The organism is Stenotrophomonas sp. SKA14, assembly GCF_000158575.1.
Classification (GTDB): domain Bacteria; phylum Pseudomonadota; class Gammaproteobacteria; order Xanthomonadales; family Xanthomonadaceae; genus Stenotrophomonas; species Stenotrophomonas forensis.
This window is the reverse complement of record NZ_DS999412.1, coordinates 1,726,708-1,750,252: the sequence shown is the minus strand read 5'-3', so window position 1 is coordinate 1,750,252 and position 23,545 is coordinate 1,726,708. Positions and strand designations below refer to the sequence as shown.

The 23,545-nt window shown below is 67.4% G+C and carries 19 protein-coding genes; 7 read left to right on the top strand and 12 right to left on the bottom strand.

Annotated features, from left to right (window positions below):
- Window positions 1-17: 17 nt before the first annotated feature.
- Window positions 18-740, bottom strand: a complete 723-nt coding sequence (locus SSKA14_RS07920) for an AraC family transcriptional regulator (protein WP_008267851.1) — start codon at window positions 738-740, stop codon at window positions 18-20.
- A 108-nt stretch (window positions 741-848) separates the two neighbouring features.
- Between SSKA14_RS07920 and SSKA14_RS07915 the strand changes: the two genes are divergently transcribed.
- Window positions 849-1,265, top strand: a complete 417-nt coding sequence (locus SSKA14_RS07915) for a hypothetical protein (protein WP_008265341.1) — start codon at window positions 849-851, stop codon at window positions 1,263-1,265.
- A 9-nt stretch (window positions 1,266-1,274) separates the two neighbouring features.
- On the opposite strand, the gene SSKA14_RS07910 is transcribed toward SSKA14_RS07915, so the two are convergent.
- Window positions 1,275-1,976 (bottom strand): BioH protein, encoded by a 702-nt coding sequence (locus SSKA14_RS07910; protein ID WP_008266291.1) that lies wholly within the window; start codon window positions 1,974-1,976, stop codon window positions 1,275-1,277.
- Window positions 1,977-2,320: 344 nt separating this feature from the next.
- Window positions 2,321-4,447: a methyl-accepting chemotaxis protein gene (locus SSKA14_RS07900; protein WP_040007292.1), complete on the bottom strand. Its 2,127-nt coding sequence runs from the start codon at window positions 4,445-4,447 to the stop codon at window positions 2,321-2,323.
- Window positions 4,448-4,682: 235 nt separating this feature from the next.
- Between SSKA14_RS07900 and SSKA14_RS07895 the strand changes: the two genes are divergently transcribed.
- On the top strand, window positions 4,683-5,642 hold the full coding sequence (locus SSKA14_RS07895) for a L,D-transpeptidase family protein (RefSeq protein WP_008265683.1): 960 nt from the start codon (window positions 4,683-4,685) through the stop codon (window positions 5,640-5,642).
- Between the two features lie 4 nt (window positions 5,643-5,646).
- Entirely contained in the window at window positions 5,647-6,291 is a 645-nt protein-coding gene (locus SSKA14_RS07890) for a M23 family metallopeptidase (RefSeq protein ID WP_008267045.1), read from the top strand.
- Between the two features lie 103 nt (window positions 6,292-6,394).
- Here the strand turns inward: SSKA14_RS07890 and SSKA14_RS07885 are convergent, their stop codons facing one another.
- The 6 genes from SSKA14_RS07885 to hflK all read right to left on the bottom strand — a co-directional run bounded on the left by SSKA14_RS07885 (window position 6,395) and on the right by hflK (window position 12,088).
- Window positions 6,395-7,039 carry a hypothetical protein gene (locus SSKA14_RS07885; protein WP_040009442.1) on the bottom strand — a complete coding sequence of 215 codons (645 nt, stop codon included), beginning with the start codon at window positions 7,037-7,039 and terminating at the stop codon, window positions 6,395-6,397.
- A 153-nt stretch (window positions 7,040-7,192) separates the two neighbouring features.
- Entirely contained in the window at window positions 7,193-7,549 is a 357-nt protein-coding gene (locus SSKA14_RS07880) for a hypothetical protein (RefSeq protein WP_008266984.1), read from the bottom strand.
- Window positions 7,550-8,222: 673 nt separating this feature from the next.
- Window positions 8,223-9,515: an adenylosuccinate synthase gene (locus tag SSKA14_RS07875; RefSeq protein WP_040007290.1), complete on the bottom strand. Its 1,293-nt coding sequence runs from the start codon at window positions 9,513-9,515 to the stop codon at window positions 8,223-8,225.
- Between the two features lie 325 nt (window positions 9,516-9,840).
- Entirely contained in the window at window positions 9,841-10,026 is a 186-nt protein-coding gene (locus SSKA14_RS07870; protein WP_005410640.1) for a DUF2065 family protein, read from the bottom strand.
- Window positions 10,027-10,094: 68 nt separating this feature from the next.
- Window positions 10,095-10,958 (bottom strand): protease modulator HflC, encoded by an 864-nt coding sequence (locus tag SSKA14_RS07865; RefSeq protein WP_006463283.1) that lies wholly within the window; start codon window positions 10,956-10,958, stop codon window positions 10,095-10,097.
- Complete coding sequence (gene hflK, locus SSKA14_RS07860; RefSeq protein WP_006463285.1) at window positions 10,955-12,088, bottom strand: FtsH protease activity modulator HflK; 1,134 nt, start codon at window positions 12,086-12,088, stop codon at window positions 10,955-10,957. Before hflK ends, SSKA14_RS07865 begins: the two co-directional genes overlap by 4 nt.
- A gap of 153 nt (window positions 12,089-12,241) precedes the next feature.
- Here hflK and SSKA14_RS07855 point away from each other — a divergent pair, with 153 nt between their 5' ends.
- Both SSKA14_RS07855 and pilH read left to right on the top strand, forming a co-directional pair.
- Entirely contained in the window at window positions 12,242-13,237 is a 996-nt protein-coding gene (locus tag SSKA14_RS07855; RefSeq protein ID WP_008266902.1) for a YhdH/YhfP family quinone oxidoreductase, read from the top strand.
- 88 nt (window positions 13,238-13,325) lie between these two features.
- Window positions 13,326-13,697, top strand: coding sequence for a twitching motility response regulator PilH (gene pilH / locus SSKA14_RS07850; RefSeq protein ID WP_005410644.1), 372 nt, complete (start codon window positions 13,326-13,328; stop codon window positions 13,695-13,697).
- A 74-nt stretch (window positions 13,698-13,771) separates the two neighbouring features.
- Here the strand turns inward: pilH and SSKA14_RS07845 are convergent, their stop codons facing one another.
- A complete protein-coding gene (locus SSKA14_RS07845) occupies window positions 13,772-14,665 on the bottom strand; it encodes a DnaJ C-terminal domain-containing protein (protein ID WP_008265225.1) in 894 nt (297 codons plus the stop codon).
- A gap of 261 nt (window positions 14,666-14,926) precedes the next feature.
- Here SSKA14_RS07845 and SSKA14_RS07840 point away from each other — a divergent pair, with 261 nt between their 5' ends.
- Window positions 14,927-15,409: a peroxiredoxin gene (locus SSKA14_RS07840; RefSeq protein WP_008267565.1), complete on the top strand. Its 483-nt coding sequence runs from the start codon at window positions 14,927-14,929 to the stop codon at window positions 15,407-15,409.
- 29 nt (window positions 15,410-15,438) lie between these two features.
- Window positions 15,439-16,014, top strand: a complete 576-nt coding sequence (locus SSKA14_RS07835; protein WP_008264790.1) for a ferritin-like domain-containing protein — start codon at window positions 15,439-15,441, stop codon at window positions 16,012-16,014.
- A 114-nt stretch (window positions 16,015-16,128) separates the two neighbouring features.
- Here the strand turns inward: SSKA14_RS07835 and pbpC are convergent, their stop codons facing one another.
- Window positions 16,129-18,510 carry a penicillin-binding protein 1C gene (gene pbpC / locus SSKA14_RS07830; protein WP_050413353.1) on the bottom strand — a complete coding sequence of 794 codons (2,382 nt, stop codon included), beginning with the start codon at window positions 18,508-18,510 and terminating at the stop codon, window positions 16,129-16,131.
- Window positions 18,511-18,559: 49 nt separating this feature from the next.
- The gene (locus tag SSKA14_RS07825; RefSeq protein WP_008266186.1) at window positions 18,560-23,467 is read right to left on the bottom strand and encodes an alpha-2-macroglobulin; all 4,908 of its coding nucleotides are present in this window, start codon (window positions 23,465-23,467) and stop codon (window positions 18,560-18,562) included.
- Between the last annotated feature and the right edge of the window lie 78 nt (window positions 23,468-23,545).

Below are 23,545 nucleotides of genomic sequence, written 5' to 3'. Positions count from 1 at the left end.
ACAGCGCAGCAGGCGGCTCAGGCCAGGGCCGGCTCGCCGACGTTGCCACCGATACGGGCACGATAGGCACGCGGCGAGAAACCGGTTTCAGCCTTGAACTTGCGGGTGAACGCACTCTGGTCGCTGAAACCGCAGGCCTGGCCGATGCAGGCGATGCTGTCGTCGCCATGCAGCAGGTGCATCGCCATCTGGATCCGCAGCCGGGTCAGCACCTGCTGCGGGGTCATCTGGAACACCTTGCGGAAGCTGCGCTCCAGCTTGGACAGCGAGAAGCCGGTGATGTCCAGCAGGGTCTGCATGCGCACGTTCTCGGCGTAGTGCGCGTTGAGATGGGCCAGGGCCAGCCGCAGCTGCTCGTACTGGCTGCCCAGGCTGTCCTTCTGGCCCAGGTCGCGGGAAATGCCGATCAGGCCCTCGATGGCCCCATCGACCACCAGCGGGCGCTTGCAGGTCAGGCACCAGCCCGGTTCGCGGTTGGCGAACAGATGCAGTTCCATCAGGTTCTCGATCACCTCGCCGGACAGCACGCGGGCGTCCTGGTCGACGTAGTCCGCGCTGAGCCCGGTCGGGTAGATCTCGGCCGCGGTGCGCCCGATCACATCCTTGCGCGCGCGCAGGCCCAGCCGCCGCAGCATGGTCTGGTTGACGTGGGTGTAGCGTCCCTGGCGGTCCTTGATGAAGAACAGCACATCAGGGATGGCGTCGAACAGGGCTTCGATGTCGGCGGGCTCGACTCGCATGCGGCAAGCATAGCCGAGGCGCCCTTGCCGGGGCGATCACCCTTGCGGGACTTGCGCTTAACGCCGGAGGGGCCACCGTGGGGGCCAGCCCCCACCGGAGACCCGGCCATGCCCCGTGGTGACAAGTCCGCCTATACCGACAAGCAGAAGCGCCAGGCCGAGCACATCGAAGAGAGCGAACGCCAGCGCGGTGCCAGCGAAGGCACGGCCGAGCGCATCGCCTGGGCCACGGTGAACAAGCAGGATGGGGGTGGCAAACGCAGCGGCAGCGGGCGCAAGGTGGCGAAGAAGGCACCGGCGAAAAAAGCCGCCAGCAAGGCCGCTGCGAAGAAAACCACGGCGAAGAAGGCGCCGACCGGCAAGGCGGCGGCGAAGAAGGCTGTAAAGAAAACGGTGGCCAAGAAGGCCAGCACTCCCGCCTCGCGTAGTGCTGCCGCGAAGAAGGCAGCGAAGACCCGTGCGGCAAAGAAGACCGTGCGCAAGGTGGCGGCGAAGAAAGCAGCACGTACCCGCGCGCGCGGCTGAACCCTTCGATCAGGGCGACAGCGTCCTCATCCACGCGGCAACTTCGGCTGCAGCTGCGTCGGCGCGCGCCTGCAGTAGCAGATGTGGCCCCTCCAACGACACATGGCGGGCATCGGGCAACAAGGCCTGCAGCTCGGCCACGCTGGGCGGCCACAGCAAGCGGTCCTGCAGGGCATGCAGGCACAGCGTCGGCAACACGAGTTCCGGCAGCAGTGCACGAACATCCACCCGCAGCGTCGTCGCGGCACGCTGGCGCAGGGTTGCAGCCGGCACCTGCGCGATTGCCAGGCCCAGCTCACGCAGCTTCGCGCGCGTCCGCCATTGCCCCAGCAGCAACCGGGCCATCAACGCGAGTGGCGGCAACGGCCATGCCGGGGCCAGTATCCGTGCGCTCGCCGCAGGCAGCGGCACCGGCCGCCGTGCGAAGGTCGTGCTCAGTACCAACCCATGCAATCCAGGTAGCCCGGCCACCGCCAGTTCGATGGCCAATGGACCGGCGAAGGACTCGGCCAGCAGCACAAAAGGAGATGCCGGAAGCTGCGGGCGCAGGATCGACGCCAAGGTGGTGTAGTCCTGCGGCCCCTGCGCGGGCATCGGCAGTACCTGCATCTGCATGCCCCGCGCCTGCATTGCCTCTACGAAGTGCGCCGACAGCAGGCCGGTGCCATCCAGGCCTGGCAGCATCACGACCGGCAGCATCACGGCATTCATCACGTTGATCACCCTTCAGGTTTCTTCGCACGGCTCCCTGCCTGCAGCTTCACGTATTGGCTCGGCCCAAGGAAGTGCACGACGGCACACGCGGCGCTTCGCTGGTGGTCCCGGCAGACCGCAGCACTGAACGTCATCGGCATGGGTGGGTGGCTTTCCGGAAAGACCTGGACGACCGTCTACCTGCTGGTGATACCCCCTACCCTGGTCGTGCTGTATGCCGTGGGGGCCATGCTCGGCAGTGTCCTTGAACAATGATGGCGGTGTGTCCGCCTGTCTGGGCAGACAATGGGAATACGACCGCCCAGGGCGGCCGTATTCCTGTCAGGGGTTCAGCAGCCTGCTCAGGCTGCGCGACGCGCCACGGCCGAAGCCACTTCGCCCTGCTCCACCTTGAACACCGACACCGACGTGGTCAGTGCGTGCGCCTGTTCTTCCAGCGCGCGGCTGGCAGCGGTGGCTTCTTCCACCAGAGCGGCATTCTGCTGGGTCACCTGGTCCATCTGCACCACCACCTGGTTGACCTGCTCGATACCGGCCGCCTGTTCCTTGCTGGCCGCTGCGATGTCGCTCATCAACTGGGTGGTACGCGAGCTGGCCTGGGCCACGCGCGCGATCGCGGCTTCCGATTCAACGGTCACCGCCAGGCCACTCTTCACCTTGGCGGCAGCGTCTTCGATCAGTTCCTTGATCTCCTTGGCGGCGACACCGGCACGCTGCGCGAGCGTGCGCACTTCACTGGCGACCACGGCAAAACCACGGCCCTGCTCGCCCGCTCGTGCGGCTTCCACCGCCGCGTTCAACGCGAGGATGTTGGTCTGGAACGCGATGCCGTCGATCACCGTGGAGATTTCCGAGATGCGGGCCGACGACTGGTCGATCTCGCCCATCACCGAGGCCATCTGTGCCATCGCCTGCTCGGTCTCGCGCACGGCGGCGCCGGCCGCATGCGCTTCGCTGTCGGCCTGGCGGGCCAGCTCGGCGTTCTGGCGCACGGTGGACGTCAATTCCTCCATTGATGCAGCGGCCTCTTCCAGGTTGGCCGCCTGCTGCTCGGTGCGGCGCGACAGGTCGTTGTTGCCGGCGGCCAGTTCCTGCGCGGCGTTGTTGATGCTGTCGGCAGCCACCTGGATGCCACGCACGATGCCGGTCAGCTGCGCGGTGGTGGTGTTGGCGTCGTCGCGCATGCGGGCGAACACGCCGTCGTACTCGCCGTCCATGCGTGCGGTCAGGTCGCCATGCGAGATCGCGCGCAGCACATCGGAGACATCGGCGATGCTGGCCTGCGAACTGGCCATCATGCCGTTGAGGTGCTCGACCATCGCCTTGAACTGGTACTGGAACGCAGCAGCATCGCCGCGCATGCTGAAATCACCGGCGCGCGCGGCACGGGCCAGCTCATCGATCTGCGCGTTGATCGCCATCAAGCTCTGCTTCACCGCCGCCAGGGTGCGGGTCAGCGTGCCCTTCTCGCCCGGATAATCCGGCAGGTCGCGGCTGAGGTCGCCGATGGCGTAGCGCTGCATCACCTCGGCCATCAGCAGCTGTACCTGCACGTGCGATTCGACCAGGCTGTTGGTGGCCTGCACCATGCGTCCGAAGTCACCCGGGAACGCGCTGGCATCCATGCGATAGCGGATCGCGCCCGCCTCGTGCTGCTCGGCCATCTGCAGCTGTGCGCCGATCGCGGCCTGCACGCTCTGCCGCACACTGGCCATGGCCTGGCCCAGCTGGGTCAATTCGTCACGACCGCCAAGCCGGAATTCCTGATCCAACTCGCCCTTGGCCAGGCGCTCGGCCAGGTTCACCGCACGGGCCAGCGGGCCGGTCAGGCTGCGGCCGATCATCACCGAGGCTGCAATGCCTGCCAGCAGCGCCACGCCGCCCAGCACCAGCAGCTGCAGCAGGCTGCGCTCACCCAGGCGGATCGCCTCGGCGGCGGCATCGCGGCTTTCCTTCTCTTCGAAGTCCACACCGTCGGACAGCGCCTTGTTCCAGCCGTTGGCCGCTTCCTGCACCGGGCCCAGGGTCAGTGCCACCGCGCCGGAGTAGTCGCCCTGCTCCATCAGTTCGCTGGTCTGCTTGTTGAGCGGGCGGGCGATGGCGCGCTTGGCTGCGATGGTTTCAGCAATGGCCTTGCCTGCGGCATCACTGGGCAACGCCTGGTACGCGCTCCAGCTGGCTTCGTAGCGTTTCACCAGATCGGCAATGCGCTGCTCGTCGTGGCCACGGTCGTCGCCCTGGCGGATCAGCATCTCGCGGCGCACCACCATCATCTGGTTGTTGGCATCGAGCATCTGCGACAGCAACCGCACCTTGGCCACGCTGACATCGACCACCTGCTGCATCGCGCGCTTCTGCACGACGCTGGCGGTGGCACCGGTGGCCACCACGGCGGCAACCAGCAGCAACAACAGGCCAAAGCCCAGCCCAAGACGCCAGGCAACCCTGACATTCCTCAAGTAGTTCATCGGTACATCCAAAACGGGGGGATGCGCCCGTATCGGCCGGGCCACCGGCATTCTTGATCGACAACACCTGCAGTCGTCGGCAGCCGTTCACCTTGGTGAGGCCACGTGGCGCTCTTCTGCGGCAAGGCCCCGCCGCGTGGCCGCGCAGTTCTGCTCATGCCGGCATCAGTTCGCTTTCACGGCGGCTACGCAGCCTCTGCGGGCAGGGTGGAGCTGCCATCTGCCGGAGACCTCCATGCCCGTACCCCGCCCCGCCCTGCTCGCCCTGTCATTGCTGATCTCGCCCGCCTTCGCCCAGGTACCGCCGCCGGCCCAGCTGCCGGCGCCCATCGCGGAGAAGGCAGGACCGGACATCGCAGCCCGCTCGCCGCTGCACGCGCAGGTTCTGCTGGACCGGGCCAATTTCTCGCCCGGCCAGATTGACGGCGAGGTCGGCAGCAACCAGCGCCGCGCTGTGTCCGGCTTCCAGGCCGCCCATGGCCTGACGGTGACCGGCGAGCTGGACGAGGCCACCTGGAAGGCACTGCAGGCCGATGCCAACGCGCCGCTGGCCAGCTACACGCTGACCGCCGAGGACGTGGCAGGTCCGTTCCAGCCGGTGCCGAAGGGACCTGCCGCACAGGCCAAGCTGAAGGCATTGGGCTACGGCAGCGTGGAAGAATCACTGGGCGAACGCTTCCATGCCTCGCCCGAACTGCTGAAGGTATTGAACCCCGGCGTCGATCTGGGCAAGGCCGGCAACCGCATCCAGGTGCCGAACATCGCCCCGGCCCCGCTGCCGAAGGCGGCCAAAGTGGTGGTCGACAAATCCGATTCCACGCTGCAGCTGCTGGATGCGCAGGGCAAGGTGATTGCGCAGGTGCCGGTGTCATCCGGCAGCCAGCATGACCCGCTGCCGATCGGTGAATGGAAGATCCTCGGCGTGTATCGCGATCCGCCCTTCCACTACAACCCGAAACTGTTCTGGGATGCGCGCAAGGGCGAGAAAAAGGCAACGCTGCCGCCGGGCCCGAACAATCCAGTCGGCCGCGTCTGGATCGACCTGTCCAAGCCGCACTATGGTTTGCACGGCACGCCCGAACCCGGCCATGTCGGCAAGACCGAATCGCATGGCTGCGTGCGCATGACCAACTGGGATGCGCTGCGCGTGGCCGATGCGGTGGATACCTCGGTTCCCGTGGTGATGCAGGAGTGATGCGATGCGCCTTTCGCAGTTGATCGTGCTGGGCGTGCTGCTGGGCTTGGGGGCCGGCTGGTGGCTGCGCCGGGATGTGGCTCAGCCGGTGGCCGTTGCCCAGCCTGCCCCGCAACCCGCAGTGGCTGCAACGCCGGTGAAGGCGCCTGCAGCTCCGCAGGTGGATGCAGCGCCTTCCGCATCGGCGGCGCCGTCGGCCAACGCGAGCGGTACGCCAACCGGCCTGCTGCTGCCCGTACAGGGCATCGACGCCTCGCAGCTGCGCGACACCTTCACCGATGCACGCAGCGAAGGGCGCGTACACGATGCCATCGACATCATGGCCGACGCCGGTACGCCGGTGCTGGCCGTGGCCGATGGCACGGTGGAAAAGCTGTTCGACAGCGAGCGCGGTGGCCTGACGATCTACCAGTTCGAACCCAGCGGACGCTGGTGCTACTACTACGCCCACCTGCAACGCTATGCCGATGGGCTGGCGGAAAAGAAGGTGATCAAGCGCGGCGAGGTGATCGGCTACGTCGGCAGCACCGGCAATGCCAGCGCCGAGGCCCCGCACCTGCATTTCGAGGTGCATGTGCTGGGCCCGGAGAGGCAATGGTGGAAAGGCGAGTCGATCAATCCATACCCGCTGCTGCGGGCGGGAGGCTAGCGCATCTGCCGCGTGGCAGAGCCAGTCGCAGTGATGCCCGATTTGGGTACGATCCTACCCATATTGGGTATCTGGCAAGTGCACTGCCGGGCATGGCCCGGCGCTACCGGGCTGGAGGACGGCGTCGCCAGCGCCGCAGCGCGATGCTGGCGGCCGCCAGTACGCCACCGGCAATCAGTAAAAGGAGCGCCACCGGCTGCCAGAAGAAGAACGGCCACAGCCAGAGGTAGTCCAGGTCGGTCAGCTTCAGCACGTCCATCGGCGGCAGCAACTCCACCGAGGCCGCACGGCCGGCCAGCGCCGGGTCGACCGCCAGCACGGTCAGCCGCAGCCAGGAACGGCCACGCGGCAATGCATCACCGCGGCCGTAGCCGAAGTACGAGGCGGCGAAGCGGTCTGGCTCGACCGATTCCAGTGCACGAACGACGTCAGCCGTTGCCGAAGGTGAGCGGGTGTCCGCGCGGAACTCATTGCGATCGGTCGGCGTTTCAGCGCGCAGGCGCAGCTCGGGATCAACCAAAGGATCGGCGCCGTCATCGGCATAGCGCAGTCGCAAGCGCAGCCGATCGTCGATGAAGCGATAGACCGTGATCTCGGCCGTCGCGCCGGGCTGCAGCACCAGCGGCAGCGTCTGCGTGCGCGAGGCCAGATAGTTGGCGGCTGCGCCCAGCAGCAGCACGATGCAGGCCAGCGCCCATAGGCTCCACAGCAGCCACAGGGCCACCCGTGCGACCGTCTCGCCCTTCATGCCGAACTCCCGGTCATCGCGCTGCATCCTGCTGGCATTGGCCACAACGTAGCGCAGAACTGCACGTGCCCACAGTGCCGGCGCAAAGCAGCGCGTGAACCCACCCGGTACCTCGCCCGATGGCGAGGCTGGGCATCGCACATGCGGAAGGAGTCAGGCCGGCCTGACTTCCCTGCAGACCAGCTCGGCAAGTTCGCGGCAGGCGAAGAACAGCCCTTCCACCACACCTTCGTCCAGGTGCCTGCGCGGCGTCGCCATGCTGGCGCAACGGTTGGCCGCGTGCAGCATCTCCACCGCGGTGAGGATGCCCACGGCCGCACGGTCGATCCGCGCCAGGGACTGACGTCGTCCGTCGGACAGGGCCTCCTCCGGCCACAACATGCCATCGGAGCCTTCGCCGTCACGGATGCGGGTGAGGCAGCCCTGGAACGTGCTGAGATCGTCGGCGGGATCCGCGTCGTCGTTGATGGGCTCAACAACATGGAACGGCGGGGTCTTGCGAGTGGTCATGGCGTAGGCTTCCGTGGCTGTACTTAACAGCGCCACCGCGCGGAAGCGGGGTGGCGGACGGTGCGGGTTCCAAACCGGGATACATGCTAGACCGGCGGGTCCGAAGACCCCCACGCACCGCCCGCCATAAAGGCCGACGGATTGCCAGCCGGCACCGTTTCAGGACGGTGCCGGCTGGCAAGCGCTTACAGCATGTATCGCGGGTTTGGATGCCCGGCCACCCTTTTCCGGTGGCGCGCCATGGTGTCTACGCCTGCATGCTCGATTCAATGAGAAAAATCCGAAAGGTTCGGATGAATCGAGAGCGCAGGGCGAAGTGTTGCATGCCCGGGGAATGGTGGATGCGACAGGAATAGGCGCGACTGTGCTGGTGCACGGACGAGAGCGACGTGCGGTGACGCGAACAACCCTCACTTCAGAATGGCGCGTGACGTTTATCGCTTACCAGAAGTTGTATGCGGGGAGCATGAGGGATGTGGGGCTTGGGAGAATTTGACGTGGTCGGCCGATTTGGCGTGCTGGAAGCGACATGTTGATGGCTTCGGTTCTGCCAGCCATGGGCTGGCACTACTGGAGCCGGCACGGGCTGCCGACCGATGAAACCGGCCCAAAACAAAGCGCCGCGACCCCACAGGGAGTCGCGGCGCTCTTTTTTCAGTTGAACAGCGCTACCTCAGGCGAACGGATCCTGCAGGACCATGGTGTGGTCGCGGTCCGGGCCGGTGGAAACGATGCTGATCGGGCAACCGGCCAGCTCTTCCAGCGAACGCAGGTAAGCGCGTGCGGCCGGCGGCAGGTCGTCCCAGTTGGTGATGCCGTGGGTGTTCTCGGTCCAGCCCGGGAACTCCAGGTACACCGGGGTGCAGTCTTCCCAGCCCTGCGCGTCCAGCGGCGCGTACTCGGTGCGCTTGCCGTTGTATTCGTAGGCGATGCAGACCTTCAGCTTTTCCATGCCATCCAGCACGTCCAGCTTGGTGATGCACAGGCCGCTGATGCCGTTGATGGCCACGGCGCGCTTCAGCGCGACGATATCCATCCAGCCGCAACGACGCGGACGACCGGTCGAGGCACCGTACTCGGCGCCGCGGTCACGGATGCCCTGGCCGACTTCGTCGTCCAGCTCGGTCGGGAACGGGCCGCCGCCGACGCGGGTGGCGTAGGCCTTGGCGATGCCCAGCACGTAATCGATCGAATCGGCGCCAACGCCGGAACCGGCCAGTGCGCCACCGACGGTGGTGTTGGAGCTGGTGACGTACGGGTAGGTGCCGTGGTCGATGTCCAGCAGCGCACCCTGCGCACCTTCGAACAGCACGCGCTTACCCTGCTTGCGCAGGTCGTGCAGGATGCCGGCCACGTCGGACTTCATCGGCTGCACGTATTCGCCGAAGGCCAGCGCTTCGTCGAAGGTCTTCTGGAAGTCGACCGCATCGGTGTTCAGATACTTGGTCAGCACGAAGTTGTGGTAATCCAGCGCGGTGCGCAGGAGTTCTTCCAGCTGCTTCGGATAGTGCAGGTCGGCGATGCGGATGCCGCGGCGCGCCACCTTGTCTTCGTAGGCCGGGCCGATACCACGGCCGGTGGTGCCGATCGCCTTGCCGCCGGCAGCGCGTTCGCGCGCCTGGTCCAGGGCGATGTGGTACGGCATGATCAGCGGCGCGGCCGGGGAGATCTTCAGGCGCGAACGCACTTCCACGCCGGAGGCTTCCAGCTCGGCGATTTCCTTCTGCAGCGCGGCCGGCGAGATCACCACGCCGTTGCCGATCAGGCACAGCGCATCGTCACGCAGGATGCCCGACGGGATCAGGTGCAGGACGGTCTTCTTGCCATTGATGACCAGGGTGTGGCCGGCATTGTGGCCGCCCTGGAAGCGCACGACGGCGCCGATTTCCTCAGTAAGCAGATCAACGATCTTGCCCTTGCCTTCATCGCCCCACTGGGCACCCAACACTACGACAGACTGACCCATGACGGGCTCCTCGATTTGTTGCGGCCATCGGGGCCGCGGACGGGTAAACCGTGGCGGGGCTGGCCAGCACCTGGATGGCAGCTCCAAACGGGGAGCGCCGGCGATGGAAGGCCCAGACACGGAAAAAGCCGAACGGGGAGGCCCGTCCGGCTTTTGTGCATTATCCGGGTTTCCGGGGTCGGGTGCCACCTTTCCGACGGGCGGCTTCACCGGCCGGTCAGGCGCCCCGCCCGGTGGTGCCGGCCGCTGGCCGGCAATGCCAACCAAGGTTGGCATCTACCAGAGCCGGGCCACGCATGTGAACGCAGGCGGCCGTGCCGGGCCTTCAATGCCGGGCCCACCACAGCAGGCTCAGCCCGGCCAGCAGCACCAGCCCGCCGAAACTGCGCAGGGCCGGGCTGGGCAGGTCCAGCAGGCGCTCGGCCATGCGCTTCCAGGCGAACGGGGCAACAAACAGGAACAGGCCTTCCAGCACCGCCACCAGGCAGACGGCGGCGAACAGATCTTTCATGGGGGGACTCCGGAAAAAGCACGGGGCCCGGCATCTGGCCGGGCCCCGTGGGGTAATGCCCTGCGACCTCAGCGGTCGTTCTTCAGGTACTGCAGGAACGGGTCGTTCTTGTCGAGCACGATCACGCCGTTGCCGTCGGTCATGGAGCCACGGTAGGCCTCCAGGCTGCGGTAGAACGCGTAGAACGACGGGTCGGCCGAGCCGGCCTTGCCGTAGATGCGAGCCGCATCGGCATCGCCTTCACCGCGCAGGCGCTGGGCGTCACGCTCGGCTTCGGCGATCAGCACGGTGCTGTCACGGTCGGCCTGGGCGCGGATGGTCAGCGACTGTTCCTCGCCTTCCGCACGCAGCTTGGCCGCTTCCTGCTTGCGCTGCGCGCGCATGCGCTCGTACACGTCGTTGATCACCTGGCTGTCGGTGGGCAGGTCCACCTGCTTGATGCGCAGGTCGATCATCTGCATGCCCAGCCCGGCCACGGCTTCGTTGATCCCCTTCAGCTGCTCGGCGATCAGCTCGCTGCGGTCGCCGGAGACCAGCTGCTGCAGGGTGCGCGAGTTGATCTGGTTGCGCAGCGAGTCGGTGATGATCGGGGCCAGGCGGGCATTGGCGATGCGCGGATCGCCACCAGTGGCACGGAAGTAGTCACCCACGTTGGAGATGTAGCCGATGGCGAAGAAGTCGACGCTGACGTCCTTCTGCTCGGCGGTGAAGTAGCGCGCCGGGGCGGTGTCGAGCACCTGGAAGCGGCGGTCGAAGACCTTCACCGTTTCCACCACCGGCACCTTGAAGTGCAGGCCCGGCTTGATGTCCGAACGCACCACCTTGCCCAGGTTCAGGACCATGGCAGTCTGGTCCTCGCGGACCACGTACACCGAGCCGAGCAGGCCCAGCGCCACCGCCACGATCACGGCGATCCAGATAGGACTCTTCATCGGCTGCCCTCCTCACGGCCGCTCGGTCGCCCGGTCGGGCGGCCCACCGGCCGGCCCGGATCACGGGAAGCTTCCGCCGCTGCACCCGGCAGCGACGGCATCACCACGTCCGGGTTCGCCACTGCGGCCGGGGCCGAGGTGCTGGGACGGGTATCGCCGGTCATCGGCACGTAGATCAGCTGGCGGCCATCGCCACCGATCACCTTGCGGTTCTCGCTCAGCACCTGCTGCACGGTCTCCAGCCACAGGCGCTTGCGGGTCACTTCCGGGGCGTCCTTGTACTGGGCCTGCAACAGGCTGAAGCGCTGCGCGTCACCCTCGGCCTTGGACACCACGGCCTGCTTGTAGCCCTCGGCGGTGGTACGGGCACGCGAGGCCTGGCCTCGGGCTTCCGGCACGACCTTGGCGGCGTAGGCCTGGGCTTCGTTGATCAGGCGTTCCTTGACCTGCTGGGCGCCGTTGACCTCGTCGAAGGCCGGCTTCACTTCCTCCGGCGGACGGGCGTCCTGCAGGGTCAGGCCGGTCACGGTCAGGCCGGTCTTGAACGCCTTCAGCAGCGCCTGCAGGCGCTCTTCGGCGGCCACGGCCAGCGGGCCACGGTTGTTCAGCACGGCATTGAGGTCGGCGCGGCCGACTTCCTCGCGCACCGCGCTCTGCGCCGACTGCTCCAGCACCTGGTTGGCATCAACGGTGCCGAACAGGTACTGCTGCGGGTCGTCGATGCGGTACTGGACGTTCAGCGAGACGTTGACGATGTTCTCGTCGCGGGTCAGCACCGGCACCTGGATCGAGAACGTCTTGATCTCGGTGGCGTTGACCTTGGTGACCGATTCGATCGGCCACGGCAGCTTGAAGTTCGGTCCGGGCTGCAGGATCCGCGAGAACTGGCCGAAGCGCAGCACCACGCCACGCTGCTGTTCGCCGATCAGCTGGAAGCTGGAGAACAGCACCAGCAGCACCACGGCTGCCACCACCCAACGCATGATGCCGCCGTCGAACAGGTCCTTCAGCGGCCCGGGCAGTCCGCCCCAGCCACCACCATTGCCACCGCCGCGCGACCCGAACGGCCCGCGTCGATTGTCCTCGGGGCCTTGTCCGCCCTTGTTGCCGCCGGGTGTATTCCAGGCCATGCACGCTCCATCAAGATGTGGGCTGCGGCGCGGGCCCTTCCCGCGGCGCCAGCCGTGAAACCATTACCGATCATACAAGATGGGGCGGATCGGCAGGATCGAAAGGGGGGCAACGGGGTAAGGTGGCGTTTTCCTCGAAGTCAGGCAGCGCCGATGGCCCCCACCACCCCGTTCACCGCCTTCCGTATCGAAAACGACGACGCAGGCTACCGCAGTGGCCTGGCCGAGCTCAGTGTCGACGACCTCAATCCCGGCCAGGTGCTGATCCGCGCCCACTGGTCGTCGGTCAATTACAAGGATGCACTGGCGGGCACCGGCAAGGGCCGGATCCTGCGTCGTTTCCCGCTGGTGGGCGGCATCGACGTGGCCGGCACCGTGGTCGCCAGCACCGACCCGGACTGGCGTGAAGGCGATGCGGTACTGGCCACCGGCTGCGGCCTCAGCGAGACCCGTGACGGCGGCTACAGCCAGTACGTGCGGCTGGAATCACGCGCGGTGATTGCCCAGCCGGCCGGGCTGAGCCCGCGCGAGGCGATGGTGCTGGGCACCGCCGGCTTCACTGCGGCGCTGGCCCTGCTGCGCATGCAGGACAACCGGCAGACCCCGGACCTCGGCCCGCTGGCGGTCACCGGCGCCAGCGGTGGCGTCGGTGCGCTGGCGCTGTCGATCTTCAGCCGGGCCGGCTACAGCGTGCACGCGGTCAGCGGCAAGCCGGACCAGGCCGACTTCCTGCGCGGCATCGGTGCCAGCGAGGTGCTGCCGCGCGAGGCGCTGGCCGACACCGGCCCGCTGCAGTCGGCGCGCTTCGGCGGTGGCCTCGACAACGCCGGCGGCCCGATGCTGGCCAGCCTGCTGGCACAGACCGTGCCTTATGGCAGCGTGGTCAGCGCCGGCCTGGCTGCCAGCCCCACGCTGGACATGACGGTGATGCCGTTCATCCTGCGCGGTGTGTCGCTTCTGGGCGTGTCCTCTGCGAACGCACCACGCGCGCTGCGCGAGGAAGTGTGGGCACGCCTGGGCAGCGAGTGGAAGCCGCAGCACCTGGACCGCATCTGCACCGCCGAGGTCGGCCTCGATGGCCTGCCAGCGGTGTTCGCACGGATGCTAGCCGGTGGTTCGCTGGGCCGCACCGTGGTGCGGATCGACTGAACGTCGCAGGCAGGCGACGGACGGCACGCACGCCCCTCCCGCCGGTAATGTGCCCGCACTACACTGCGGGCATTACATGGGGAACAACATGGCACGCATTCTGATCGTCGACGACTCACCGTCGCAGCTGTTGGGGATACAGCGCATCGTCGAGAAGCTCGGGCACCAGATCCTGACCGCCACCGATGGCGCCGCCGGGGTCGAAACCGCAAAGGCCGAGCTGCCCGACCTGGTCCTGATGGACGTGGTGATGCCCAACCTCAACGGCTTCCAGGCCACCCGCACCCTCGCCCGCGACGAGGCCACCCGGCACATCCCGGTGATCCTGGTCACCACCAAGGACCAGGACACCGACCGCATGTGGGGCATGCGCCAGGGCGCCAAGGCCTACATCACCAAGCCGTTCTCGGAAGACGAACTGTCCGAGGTGCTGGAGCGGGTGTTCGCCGGCCAGGGCTGAAACATTCCGGTGGGTGCCAACCTTGGTTGGCACGCCTTTGCCTGGTGGGTGCCGGCCAGCGGCCGGCACTACCTTCAAATGCTTTCGCCAAAGGCCTTGGCCAGGTTCCGGTAGGCCTTCTTCTGCGCCTCGTCGGTCGCGGCGGGGGCCACGATCTCGATTTCAACGATCTGGTCGCCGTCCGGATTGCCCGGCAGGCCGCGCCCGCGCAGGCGCAGCTTGCGGCCGGCATCGGAATCGGCCGGAATCTTCAGCTCCACCGCACCGCCCAGCGTCGGCACGCTGATGCTGGTGCCCAGCGCGGCCTGCCACGGCGTGACCGGCAGCGTGTAGAGGATGTTGCGGCCATCGACCTCGAACTGCGGGTGCGCGGCGTACTCCACTTCCAGCAGCAGGTTGCCGCCCTGGTTGCCCTGCCCCGCCAGCCGGATCACCTGGCCGGGACGGATGCCCTTGGGCACGCGCACGTCCAGCTGCTTGCCGTTGACGGTGATGCGCAAGCTGTCACCGTTGTAGGCCGCCTCCAGCGGGACCGACAGCTTGGCGCGGGTATCACGATTGGGCGCGTGGCCATGGCTGCTGAAGCCCGGGCCGGGGCCCGCGCCCGCCCCACCGCGCTGGCGCGCGAACAGGCTTTCGAAGAAGTCGCTGAAGCCGCCATTGGGGCCGCCACCGCCGAACACTTCCTCGAAATTGAAGCCACCGGCGCCGCCATAGTTCGGCGGCACGTTGAATTCCTCGCCCGGGCGGTAGCCCTGCGCGCGCAGCTGGTCATAGGCCGCGCGCTTCTCGGGATCGCGCAGCGCCTCGTAGGCCTCGTTGACCGCCTTGAACTTGTCTTCGGCCCCGGCCTCCTTGCTGACGTCCGGGTGGTACTTGCGTGCCAGGCGGCGGTAGGCGGTCTTGATCTCCGCCTCGCCCGCGCTCGGTTCCACCCCCAGGGTGGCGTAGTAATCCTTGAATTCCATCCAGCTACCTCGATTCGCTTCGGCCGCGCCGGTGGCGCCGCCCCGGGTTCATTCTACGCGCCGGCGATGCTACGCCGCTGCTCGTGCGGCCCCGGTGAGGCCGACTGATCCTGCGCAATGCGCTTGCCATCCCCCTGCCCCAGGCTATGGCTGGAAGGCCGTCCGGCAAAGCCTGAAGATGGGGCCTGCACACCGGTTTTCCAATGTCTTGACGTCGCTGTCCCATGCGGGCCACTAGCCTGCCCCTGCAAGGAGTTCACCATGACCATCCACGTTGGCGACCGCATCCCGGAAGTGACCCTCAAGCGCATCCGCGAGGGCATCGAAACGCTCGACACGCATTCGCTGTTCGACGCGCGCAAGGTGGTGCTGTTTGCCGTGCCCGGTGCGTTCACCCCGACCTGTTCGGCCCGACACCTGCCCGGCTACGTCGAGAAGTTCGAGGCGTTCCGCCAGCGCGGCATCGACGTCTACTGCATGGCGGTCAACGACCCCTTCGTGATGAAGGCCTGGGCCGCCGACCAAAGCGTGCCTGATGGCCTGCTGATGCTGTCCGACGGCAATGCCGAACTGACCCGCGCGCTCGGCCTGGAACTGGATGCCAGTGCCTCGGGCATGGGCATCCGCTCGCGCCGCTTCGCGCTGTACGTGGTCGATGGCGTGGTGCGCGCGGCCTGGATCGAACAGCCCGGCCAGTTCGAAGTCTCTTCAGCCGAGTACGTGCTGGAGCACCTGCCCACCTGACTACCAACCGCAAGAGGAAACGGCCAGCCATGTCCAGCAAGCCAGCCAAAGCCAGCAAGCCCGCCGCGAAGGTTCCCGGCATCAGCGACCGCAAGACCCTGCGTGACCGTGCCCGCCGCAATATCGAGGATGGTGCGATCACCGACAGTTACAGTGCCGACCGCAAGGTGGTGATCAAGCTGCTCAACGACGCGTTGGCCACCGAGTACGTGTGCGTGCTGCGCTACTACCGGCACTACTTCATGGCCAAGGGCATGCTGGCCGACGCGGTGAAAGCCGAGTTCCTCGAACATGCACAGCAGGAACAGGCACATGCCGGCAAGCTGGCCGAACGCATCGTCCAGCTCGGCGGCGAACCCGACTTCAACCCCGATACGCTGACCGCGCGTTCGCATGCCGAGTACAAGGAAGGCAGCGACCTGCGCGACATGGTCCGTGAGAACCTGGTGGCCGAGCGCATCGCCATCGACAGCTACCGCGAGATGATCAACTTCATCGGCGATCGCGATACCACCACCAAGCGCATCCTCGAAGAGATCCTGGCGCAGGAAGAGGAACACGCCGACGAATTCGCCGACCTGCTGGATGGGTGGATCGGGGAATGATCTGGTAGATGCCGACCTTGGTGGGCGCCTTTGCCGCGTGCCAACCCAGGTTGGCACCTACCAGCGCACGACGGTGTCGTTGGCGTTGCACCGAGCGCCGACCAAGGTCGGCACCTACCGCAGGACGTTGAACCGCACCTGCGTCCATGCCCCATCGGCCGCCAACGCGGTCAGGGTATGCGCGCCCGGTTCGGCGAACTCGCGCTGCATCAGCTGCGCGCCACGGGTCTGTGCGATCCAGCGTCCATCCAGCAGCCAGTCCACCGCCTGCTCGCTGCCCAGTGCGCGCAGCTGCAGGCGCACGCCATGCTCCGCATTGGGCGCGCGCGCCAGCATGGCGCCATCATTGAGCCCGTCGATGTGCAGTGCGACGCTGGCCTCGCGGCCATCATCTCGGCAATCCGGCGACAGCGGCGGCAGCTGCGAGGCCTCGCGCGTGGCCTTGGACAGCCAGGGCGACAGCAGCGCCGGCCAGCGCGCGATCTCACGCGCCACTTCTTCATGGGGCGCGCTGCAATCGGCCGATACACGCAGGCCACTGCGCGCATCGGCAAGGTAACGCTGGCGGCCTGGTTGCCAGCGCCGCGCCTCTCGCTCGGGGAACGTGGGCGGTGCGGCGCCCTCAAGCAGATACGCCGGCATCCGCCGCTGGCACAGCGCCGCCGGCAGGCCTTCGGCCCGCTCGCCGGTCGGCCAGCAGATGTCTTCCTGGCTGACGCTGGCCGGCATCGGTGCGGCAGCCGAGTCACCGCGCTGGCGCGGCAGGCTGTCCACCACTTCGAACATCAGCGGCAGCGCGGTGACCGCACCGTACTGGCCGGGAAGCGGCGTGCCGTCCGGACGCCCCACCCACACGCCCACGGTGTAGTGGCGGGTGCTGCCGATCGCCCACGCATCGCGGTAGCCATAACTGGTGCCGGTCTTCCAGGCCACGCGCGGGCGGCCCCCGACGTCGAAGGTGCCGACGCTGTAGCCCGGGCGCGGATTCGACTCCAGCATCTCGCGCACGATCCAGCTGGCGCCCGGCGAGGCCAGGCGGCGCTCGATCATCGGCTCGTCATCGGTGTAACGCACGCGACCGGCGATGCCGTTACGGTTCAGCGCAGCAAACGCGCCGACCAGATCCTCCAGCCGCGCGCCGGTGCCGCCCAGGATCAACGACAGGTTGGGCGTGCTGCCGGGCGGGAACCGCAGCTGGATGCCGGCATGCGACAGGCGCGCGGCAAAGCGCGCCGCGCCAACCCGCTGCAGCAGGTCCACCGAAGGCACGTTGAGCGACAGCCGCAACGCGCTGGCGGCGCCGATCGGCCCGTTGAACGCCATGTCGAAATTGCCGGGGCGGTAGCTGCCAAAACTCTGCGGTGCGTCGACCAACAGGCTTTCCGAATGGATCAGGCCATCATCCAGCGCCATTGCGTACAGGAACGGCTTGAGCGTTGAGCCTGGTGAGCGCCACGCCTGCACCATATCCACGTGGCCGAGCCGCTGGCGGTCACCGAACGCCAGCGTGCCGACATAGGCGCGCGCCTGCAGGGTCTGGTTGTCGACCACCAGCAGCGCGGCCGATGTACGTTCCGGCAAGGTCGAGAAGTAGCTGGCCACGCGTTCTTCCAGCGTGCGCTGCAGGCCGATGTCGATGCTGCTCTGGATGCGCGCCTGGCCCGGATGCGCCGAATGCAGGCGCTGCGCCAGCAATGCGGCATGCAACGGCGGCCGCAGCGAGCGCGCCACCACATTCTCGATGCGTGCATCCTCCACTTCGTCCGGCGTCCACGCACCCAGTTCGGCCATGCGTGACAACACCTTGTCGCGCGCCTTCTGCGCCGCTTCCGGGTGGCGGTCCGGGCGCAGCCGGCTCGGCGCCTGCGGCAGCACCGCCAGCAGCGCGGCCTCGGCATGCGACAGCTGAGCCGCCGGCTTGCCCAGATAGGCCCAGCTGGCCGCTTCCACGCCTTCGATGGTGCCGCCGTAAGGCGCGCGCTCCAGGTACAGGGCCAGGATCTGCCGTTTGCTCAGGTGCACTTCCAGCTGCACCGCACGCAGCATCTGCTTGAGCTTGCCCCACGGCGTGCGCGTGTGCGGGTCGAGGATGCGGGCGACCTGCATGGTCAGGGTCGAGCCACCGGACACGATGCGGCCGCCGCGCAGCAGCTGGCCGCTGGCACGCAGGATCGCCAGCGGGTTGATGCCCGGATGCCGCCAGAACCAGCGGTCTTCGTAGGTCAGCAACGCCTGCAGGTAGAGCGGCGAGACGCTGTCGATCGACGCCGGATAGCGCCACACGCCTTCGGCATCGGCAAATGCACGCAGCGGCGTGCCGTCGGCAGCCACCACCAGGGTGCTGGTATCGCGCTGCTTCGGCAGCGGTGGCGGGAAGACGAAATCCAGCACCAGCAGCAGTGCCAGCATGGCCGTCGTGCCCCATCGCAGCCACGGCCACAGCGGCCGCAGCCAGCGGCGCAGGGCCGCCAGCCGGGTCTTCATCGTGTGTTTCATTGCAGGTTGCCAGTGGGACGGGCCGCGCCGTCGCGGCCCGTCCGCGCGGTCACGGCTGCACCACCGTGATCGTGGTCGGGTTGCTGCGGCCGACGCCACGCAGCTGCGGGCGGTACATGTCCTCCACCAGCGGCGGCGGCACCGAGTAGGTACCCGGGGTCACCGCACGCACCAGGTAGAACACGCTGGCCTTGCTGCCGCGCGAGAGTTTCAGCGCGGCCACATAGCGGTCGTCGCGGAACTCCTCGTGCTTGGTGTCGGCGGCTTCGCCGCGATCGCTGATGGTGATGCCATCGACCACCACATCGGCCCACTGCTTGGCGTCGCCCAGGTTGAAGTTCTCGATCTCCAGGCCGGCCGGCAGCAGGTCGGTCAGCAGCGCGTCGGGCATCGTGGTATCGGCGGTGACGGTGACGCGCACGATCAGCGCTTCGCCTTCCTTCAGCGGACGCGGCGACCATGGCTTGCCATCGGTGCCGTAGTAGCTGCGCTCGATGCCGAGCACGCTGTTGTCCGGTGCCGGCGCACTGCGCGGAATGCCGGCCACGTCGATGCTGGCGAACATCGGCGGCTGGCCCTGCGGGGTGAAGCGCACGCCACTGGCCAGTTCGCTGGCGCTGAAGTTGCGGCCGAACAGCTTGCGTTCGCTGATCGCTTCGGTCGTGCCGCCGATCACCAGCTCACCGGCCACCAGCGCTTTCTGGTTGGCGGCCAGGGCCTTGCCGAGGCGGGCGATGGCCACCTGTTCCTGCGTGCTCAGCCACATCCAGCCAGCATTGCGGCGCGCGTCCAGGCCACGGCCGAGGTCCACCGCACGTGCGTCCCAGGCCGGCTTGGCCAGCTTGTTTTCATGGGTCAGCGCGATCATCAGCGCGTCATCACGGATCGCGCTGCCGTAGTCACCGAAGTACGACGGGCGTTCGCTGCTGGATTTGGCGAAGGCCGCGGCCAGCGCGGCCTGGCCACGCTTGGCATCGCCCTGCAGCGACAGCGCCACGCCCAGGTGGACCAGCGACAGGCCGCCGACCGCCTTGCTGCGCTCGTTGTCGTACAGCGTGCGCAGGGTACCCAGCGGCGCGCGGTTCACCCGGGCCAGCACATAGCCCGAATACGCCTGGTTGGCGAACTTCAGCTTCTCGCGGTCGTCCTGGCCATAGAACTGATTGCCACCGGACAGCAGGTCCTCGCTGAGGCGGTTGAGCGCCTTCTGCAGCACGTTGTCGGGCACCGCGAAGCCGGCGTCCTTGGCGTCGAGCAGGAACTCGGTGATGTAAGGGGTCAGCCACGGGTTCACGTAACCGTCGTCACCCCACATCGAGAAGTTGCCGTTGGCCACCTGCATCGACGCCAGGCGGCCGAACGCGCCTTCCATGCGCTCACGGCGGGTCTTGGCATCCAGGCCGTCGGCACCGAGCATCGACGACGTGGCCTGATCCAGGATCAGCGCGGCGTAGCCCTTGCTGGTGGTCTGCTCGGCACAGCCATACGGGTAGTTCAACGCGCCCTGCAGCGCACTGGCGAACGGGATCGGTGGCAGCGGGCTGACCAGCAGGCGGGCATTCACCGACTCGGACATCAACCCATCGGTCAGGCTGTTGTCGAGGCTGACCGCAGCCAGCGGATCGAGCGTGCGCACCTGCGAACGCAGCACCTGCGGCCAGGCCGCACGCACCGGCAGGTCGTAGCGGCGATCGGCCTTGAAGCCGTTGCCGTCCACGCGCACCCGCACCTTGGCCACGCTGTGGCCTTCGCGTGCCGACAGCGGGAAGCTCAACGTGGTCTTGGCATCGGCATTCAACTGCACGCTGCGGCTGCCCTCGCCCAGGTTCAGCGGCCCTTCGCTTTCCACCTTCACGTTGAACTGGCCCGGCTTGCCGGTGAAGTTCTGCACGTCCAGGGTCACGGTGCTGCGGTCGCCCGGCGCCAACACGCGCGGCATGCTGGCCTCGGCCAGGATCGGCGCACGCACCACGGTTTCCACATCGCGCTTGCCGTACTGGTCATCGCTGTAGACCAGTGCCGACACGCGCAGGGTGCCGTTGAAGTCCGGCACCTTCAGGCGGATGCGGGCGATGCCCTTGGCATCGAGCTGCACCGGGCCGGAGAACAGGTCTACGGTCTGCACGCGCGCGGTGGGGCGCTTGGCCTGCGGCAATGCCTGCAGGGCCATGTCACCGCCGAACTTCAGCTTGCCGGCGCCACCGTCGAAGCTCTCGATCACCCGGCTGTAGATGTCGTAGGCATCGATGCCGAGACGACGCTGCGCGAAGAAGTGCGCGCCGGCATCCGGCACCGGGAAGCGGGTGATGTTGAGGATGCCCACGTCCACCGCCGACACGGTGACGTGTGCGGTCTTGCCCGCCAGCTGCGGTGCGCTGACCGTTACCGGCAGGTCCTGCTCCGGGCGCATCTGCTTGGGCGCGACCAGGCCGACGGCCACGGTGCGGCCCTTGCGGTCCATCGGCACATGCACCACGCCCACGGCACGGGCTGGGGTGATCTTGCTCGGCGCACTGCCGCCCCGGAACACCAGCGCGGTGATGTAGACGTCGTGCCGCTCCCAGTCGGCGGTGACCGGAATCTTGAAGGTCGAACCCGGCTTGGCCTCGATGTCCTGCACGTACAGCATGCGGTCGGTCTCGACCATCAGGATGCCCTTGCCGGCGTGCGGCGGGGTGACCGTCACTTCCAGCGTGTCACCGGCCTTGTAGCCGGTCTTGTCCAGGCCCAGCTTGACCTTGTCGGGGCGTGCGTCCAGGCCGCGGTTGTCATCGCCCCAGCTCCAGCCGGCGCGGAACGGATAGCGGCTGGTCAGCCCGGTGGACGGATCGAACACGTCCACCCGGTATTCGCCCCACTCCACCGGGAAATCGAACGCGACCGCGCTGCTGCCGGCGTCGACGGTACGGGTTTCCTTGTTCTCGAAGCGGCGGGTGAAATCGTAGTCCCAGCGGTTGTCGTTGAAGGTCCAGTGGTAATCGCGCAGTTCGCGCACCAGGGTGATCTTCAGGCCCTTTGCCGGCTGCGGGTTACCGGCGGCGTCCACGCGCATCAGCTCGAAGCGCGCATTGCCGTTGGAATCGGCGCCATCGTCGGGGTTGAACAGCGGCCGCACGCCGACCAGCGCATTGGCCGGCCACATTACCCGCTTCAGGGTACGGGTGACCGTGCGACCACCAGTCTCGTACAGGCTACCGGACAGCACCACCGCGATCGGCGCCTTGGCCTTGGCCGCCTCTTCCGGCAGCGCCACGTCCTCGCGCAGCTGGCCGTTGGCCGGCATCGTGGTATCGATCACGTCCTTGGCTTCGCGCGGCAGCTGCAGGGTCGGGTCGCCGAAGAAGTAGCCCGGCAGGCCATCCACCGGCTTCTGTTCGGCCGCCACCGCCATGCGCGCGGTGAAGCGGTTGCCATCGGCCGGCGCGCCATACAGGTACGCGCCGTTGGCCTGCAGGCGCAGCTCTTCGCCCGGCTTCAGGGTCTTCTGTGCGCTGTCCAGGTCCAGCTTCATGCGCTCGGGCAGGAACTCCTCGATGCGCAGGGTCATGCCCTGGATCGCTTCCTTGCTGGCCGGGTCGGTGCGGAACTCGACCTGCCAGCGCCCGGTCGGCGCCTCGGCCGGAATCGCCTGCTCGAAGTTGATGTAGCCCTGGTCACCCGGCTGCAGGCGGGTCTCGCGGAAGGTCTTGCCGTCGGGCTGCTTCAGGCGCAGGAACACCGGTTGCGCCTTGACCGGCTTGCCGTCGTTGTCGCGCAGCAGCGCGGACAGGCGCACGGTCTCGCCCGGGCGGTACAGGTCACGCCCCGACCACGCGTAGACGTCGAACCACGCGTTGTCACGGCCGGCCACGGCGAACTCGCTCAGATCCAGCGCCGGCTGGTTGAACGGCAGGAAGCTGGTGTCCTTGCCACTGCTGGCGACCAGCACATGGGTGGCATCCAGGGTGTAGTTCAGCAGCGCATTGCCGTTGCCGTCGGTGCTGCCCTTCAGCACCACCTCGCCCTTGGCATCGAGCACGCGCAGGTCGATGCCCTTCAGCGGCGCGCCGTCCTTCAGGCCGGCGGTGTGCACGAACAGCTTGTCCTTGTAGGCACGCGTATGCAGGCCGATATCGCTGACCGAGAAGAACGCGGTATCGAACTCGCCCTCGTAGTCACCGGTGCGCTTGAGCAGGGCGAAATACAGGCCCGGCTCCTGCAGCTCCTTGATGTCCTGGGTCGGCAGGTAGGTCAGCACCCGCTCGTTCTGCTTGCCACCGAGGATGAAGCGGTTGACGTAGACCGGCTCGGCCAGCTTGTTGATCGGGCTGCGCTCGTAGTCGCTGCTCAGTTCCCAGCTGCCACGGCGGCCGCCGCGCTGGTACTGGCTGAAGAAGGTCGGCAGGTCCTTCTCGCGCACGCGCAGGAACTCGACGTCGACCTCCGGCACGTTCACCGAGACCACCGGCAGGCCGCGGCTGTCCTTGGCCGGCAGCACGCTGCCCTGCGAGGCGAAGCCGACCACCGGCTTCAGCTCGCCGCTGAACACCTTCTGCTTCAGTTCCTTGCCCAGGCGGCTGCCATCGGCGGCCAGCAGGTCGGCCGAGACCACCAGGCTGAATTCCTTGCCGGCCTCGACGAACGGGTAACGCAGGGTCAGTCCGTCGTCGGACAGCGTCCAGCTGCTGTCATCGGTGCCGACCTTCTCCTCGAAGCGCACCAGCTTGTCGAAGTCCTGGGTGCCGACCAGCGGGCGCGAGAACTCCAGCGCCAGCGACAGGCCGTCATTCTTCTGGTCCGGGTAGGCGCGCAGCAGGGTGAATTCCTTCACCTGCTCGGCTTTGGTGGTGATCGCTTCACCGCTGGCCTTGGGCAGCTGCCCGCTGTCGTTGCGGCAGCCGGCCAGGCCCAGCAACAGGCCTCCTGCCAGTACCGCCGCCGCCCATCCCCACCGCTTCCGCCGCGCCGGACCGCTCATGTCGTCACTCCTTGATCGAGGCGGCCATTATAGGCGCGCCGCGTCAAGGTGTTGACGCGGATTCGGCAGGAACGCACC

What these genes read in the sequence shown, in the direction of transcription:
- SSKA14_RS07920 (WP_008267851.1), bottom strand. Translation starts at nt 740, where the DNA reads ATGCGAGTCGAGCCCGCCGACATCGAAGCCCTGTTCGACGCCATCCCT.
- SSKA14_RS07915 (WP_008265341.1), top strand. Translation starts at nt 849, where the DNA reads ATGCCCCGTGGTGACAAGTCCGCCTATACCGACAAGCAGAAGCGCCAG.
- SSKA14_RS07910 (WP_008266291.1), bottom strand. Translation starts at nt 1,976, where the DNA reads ATGAATGCCGTGATGCTGCCGGTCGTGATGCTGCCAGGCCTGGATGGC.
- SSKA14_RS07900 (WP_040007292.1), bottom strand. Translation starts at nt 4,447, where the DNA reads ATGAACTACTTGAGGAATGTCAGGGTTGCCTGGCGTCTTGGGCTGGGC.
- SSKA14_RS07895 (WP_008265683.1), top strand. Translation starts at nt 4,683, where the DNA reads ATGCCCGTACCCCGCCCCGCCCTGCTCGCCCTGTCATTGCTGATCTCG.
- SSKA14_RS07890 (WP_008267045.1), top strand. Translation starts at nt 5,647, where the DNA reads ATGCGCCTTTCGCAGTTGATCGTGCTGGGCGTGCTGCTGGGCTTGGGG.
- SSKA14_RS07885 (WP_040009442.1), bottom strand. Translation starts at nt 7,039, where the DNA reads ATGAAGGGCGAGACGGTCGCACGGGTGGCCCTGTGGCTGCTGTGGAGC.
- SSKA14_RS07880 (WP_008266984.1), bottom strand. Translation starts at nt 7,549, where the DNA reads ATGACCACTCGCAAGACCCCGCCGTTCCATGTTGTTGAGCCCATCAAC.
- SSKA14_RS07875 (WP_040007290.1), bottom strand. Translation starts at nt 9,515, where the DNA reads ATGGGTCAGTCTGTCGTAGTGTTGGGTGCCCAGTGGGGCGATGAAGGC.
- SSKA14_RS07870 (WP_005410640.1), bottom strand. Translation starts at nt 10,026, where the DNA reads ATGAAAGATCTGTTCGCCGCCGTCTGCCTGGTGGCGGTGCTGGAAGGC.
- SSKA14_RS07865 (WP_006463283.1), bottom strand. Translation starts at nt 10,958, where the DNA reads ATGAAGAGTCCTATCTGGATCGCCGTGATCGTGGCGGTGGCGCTGGGC.
- hflK (WP_006463285.1), bottom strand. Translation starts at nt 12,088, where the DNA reads ATGGCCTGGAATACACCCGGCGGCAACAAGGGCGGACAAGGCCCCGAG.
- SSKA14_RS07855 (WP_008266902.1), top strand. Translation starts at nt 12,242, where the DNA reads ATGGCCCCCACCACCCCGTTCACCGCCTTCCGTATCGAAAACGACGAC.
- pilH (WP_005410644.1), top strand. Translation starts at nt 13,326, where the DNA reads ATGGCACGCATTCTGATCGTCGACGACTCACCGTCGCAGCTGTTGGGG.
- SSKA14_RS07845 (WP_008265225.1), bottom strand. Translation starts at nt 14,665, where the DNA reads ATGGAATTCAAGGATTACTACGCCACCCTGGGGGTGGAACCGAGCGCG.
- SSKA14_RS07840 (WP_008267565.1), top strand. Translation starts at nt 14,927, where the DNA reads ATGACCATCCACGTTGGCGACCGCATCCCGGAAGTGACCCTCAAGCGC.
- SSKA14_RS07835 (WP_008264790.1), top strand. Translation starts at nt 15,439, where the DNA reads ATGTCCAGCAAGCCAGCCAAAGCCAGCAAGCCCGCCGCGAAGGTTCCC.
- pbpC (WP_050413353.1), bottom strand. Translation starts at nt 18,510, where the DNA reads ATGAAACACACGATGAAGACCCGGCTGGCGGCCCTGCGCCGCTGGCTG.
- SSKA14_RS07825 (WP_008266186.1), bottom strand. Translation starts at nt 23,467, where the DNA reads ATGAGCGGTCCGGCGCGGCGGAAGCGGTGGGGATGGGCGGCGGCGGTA.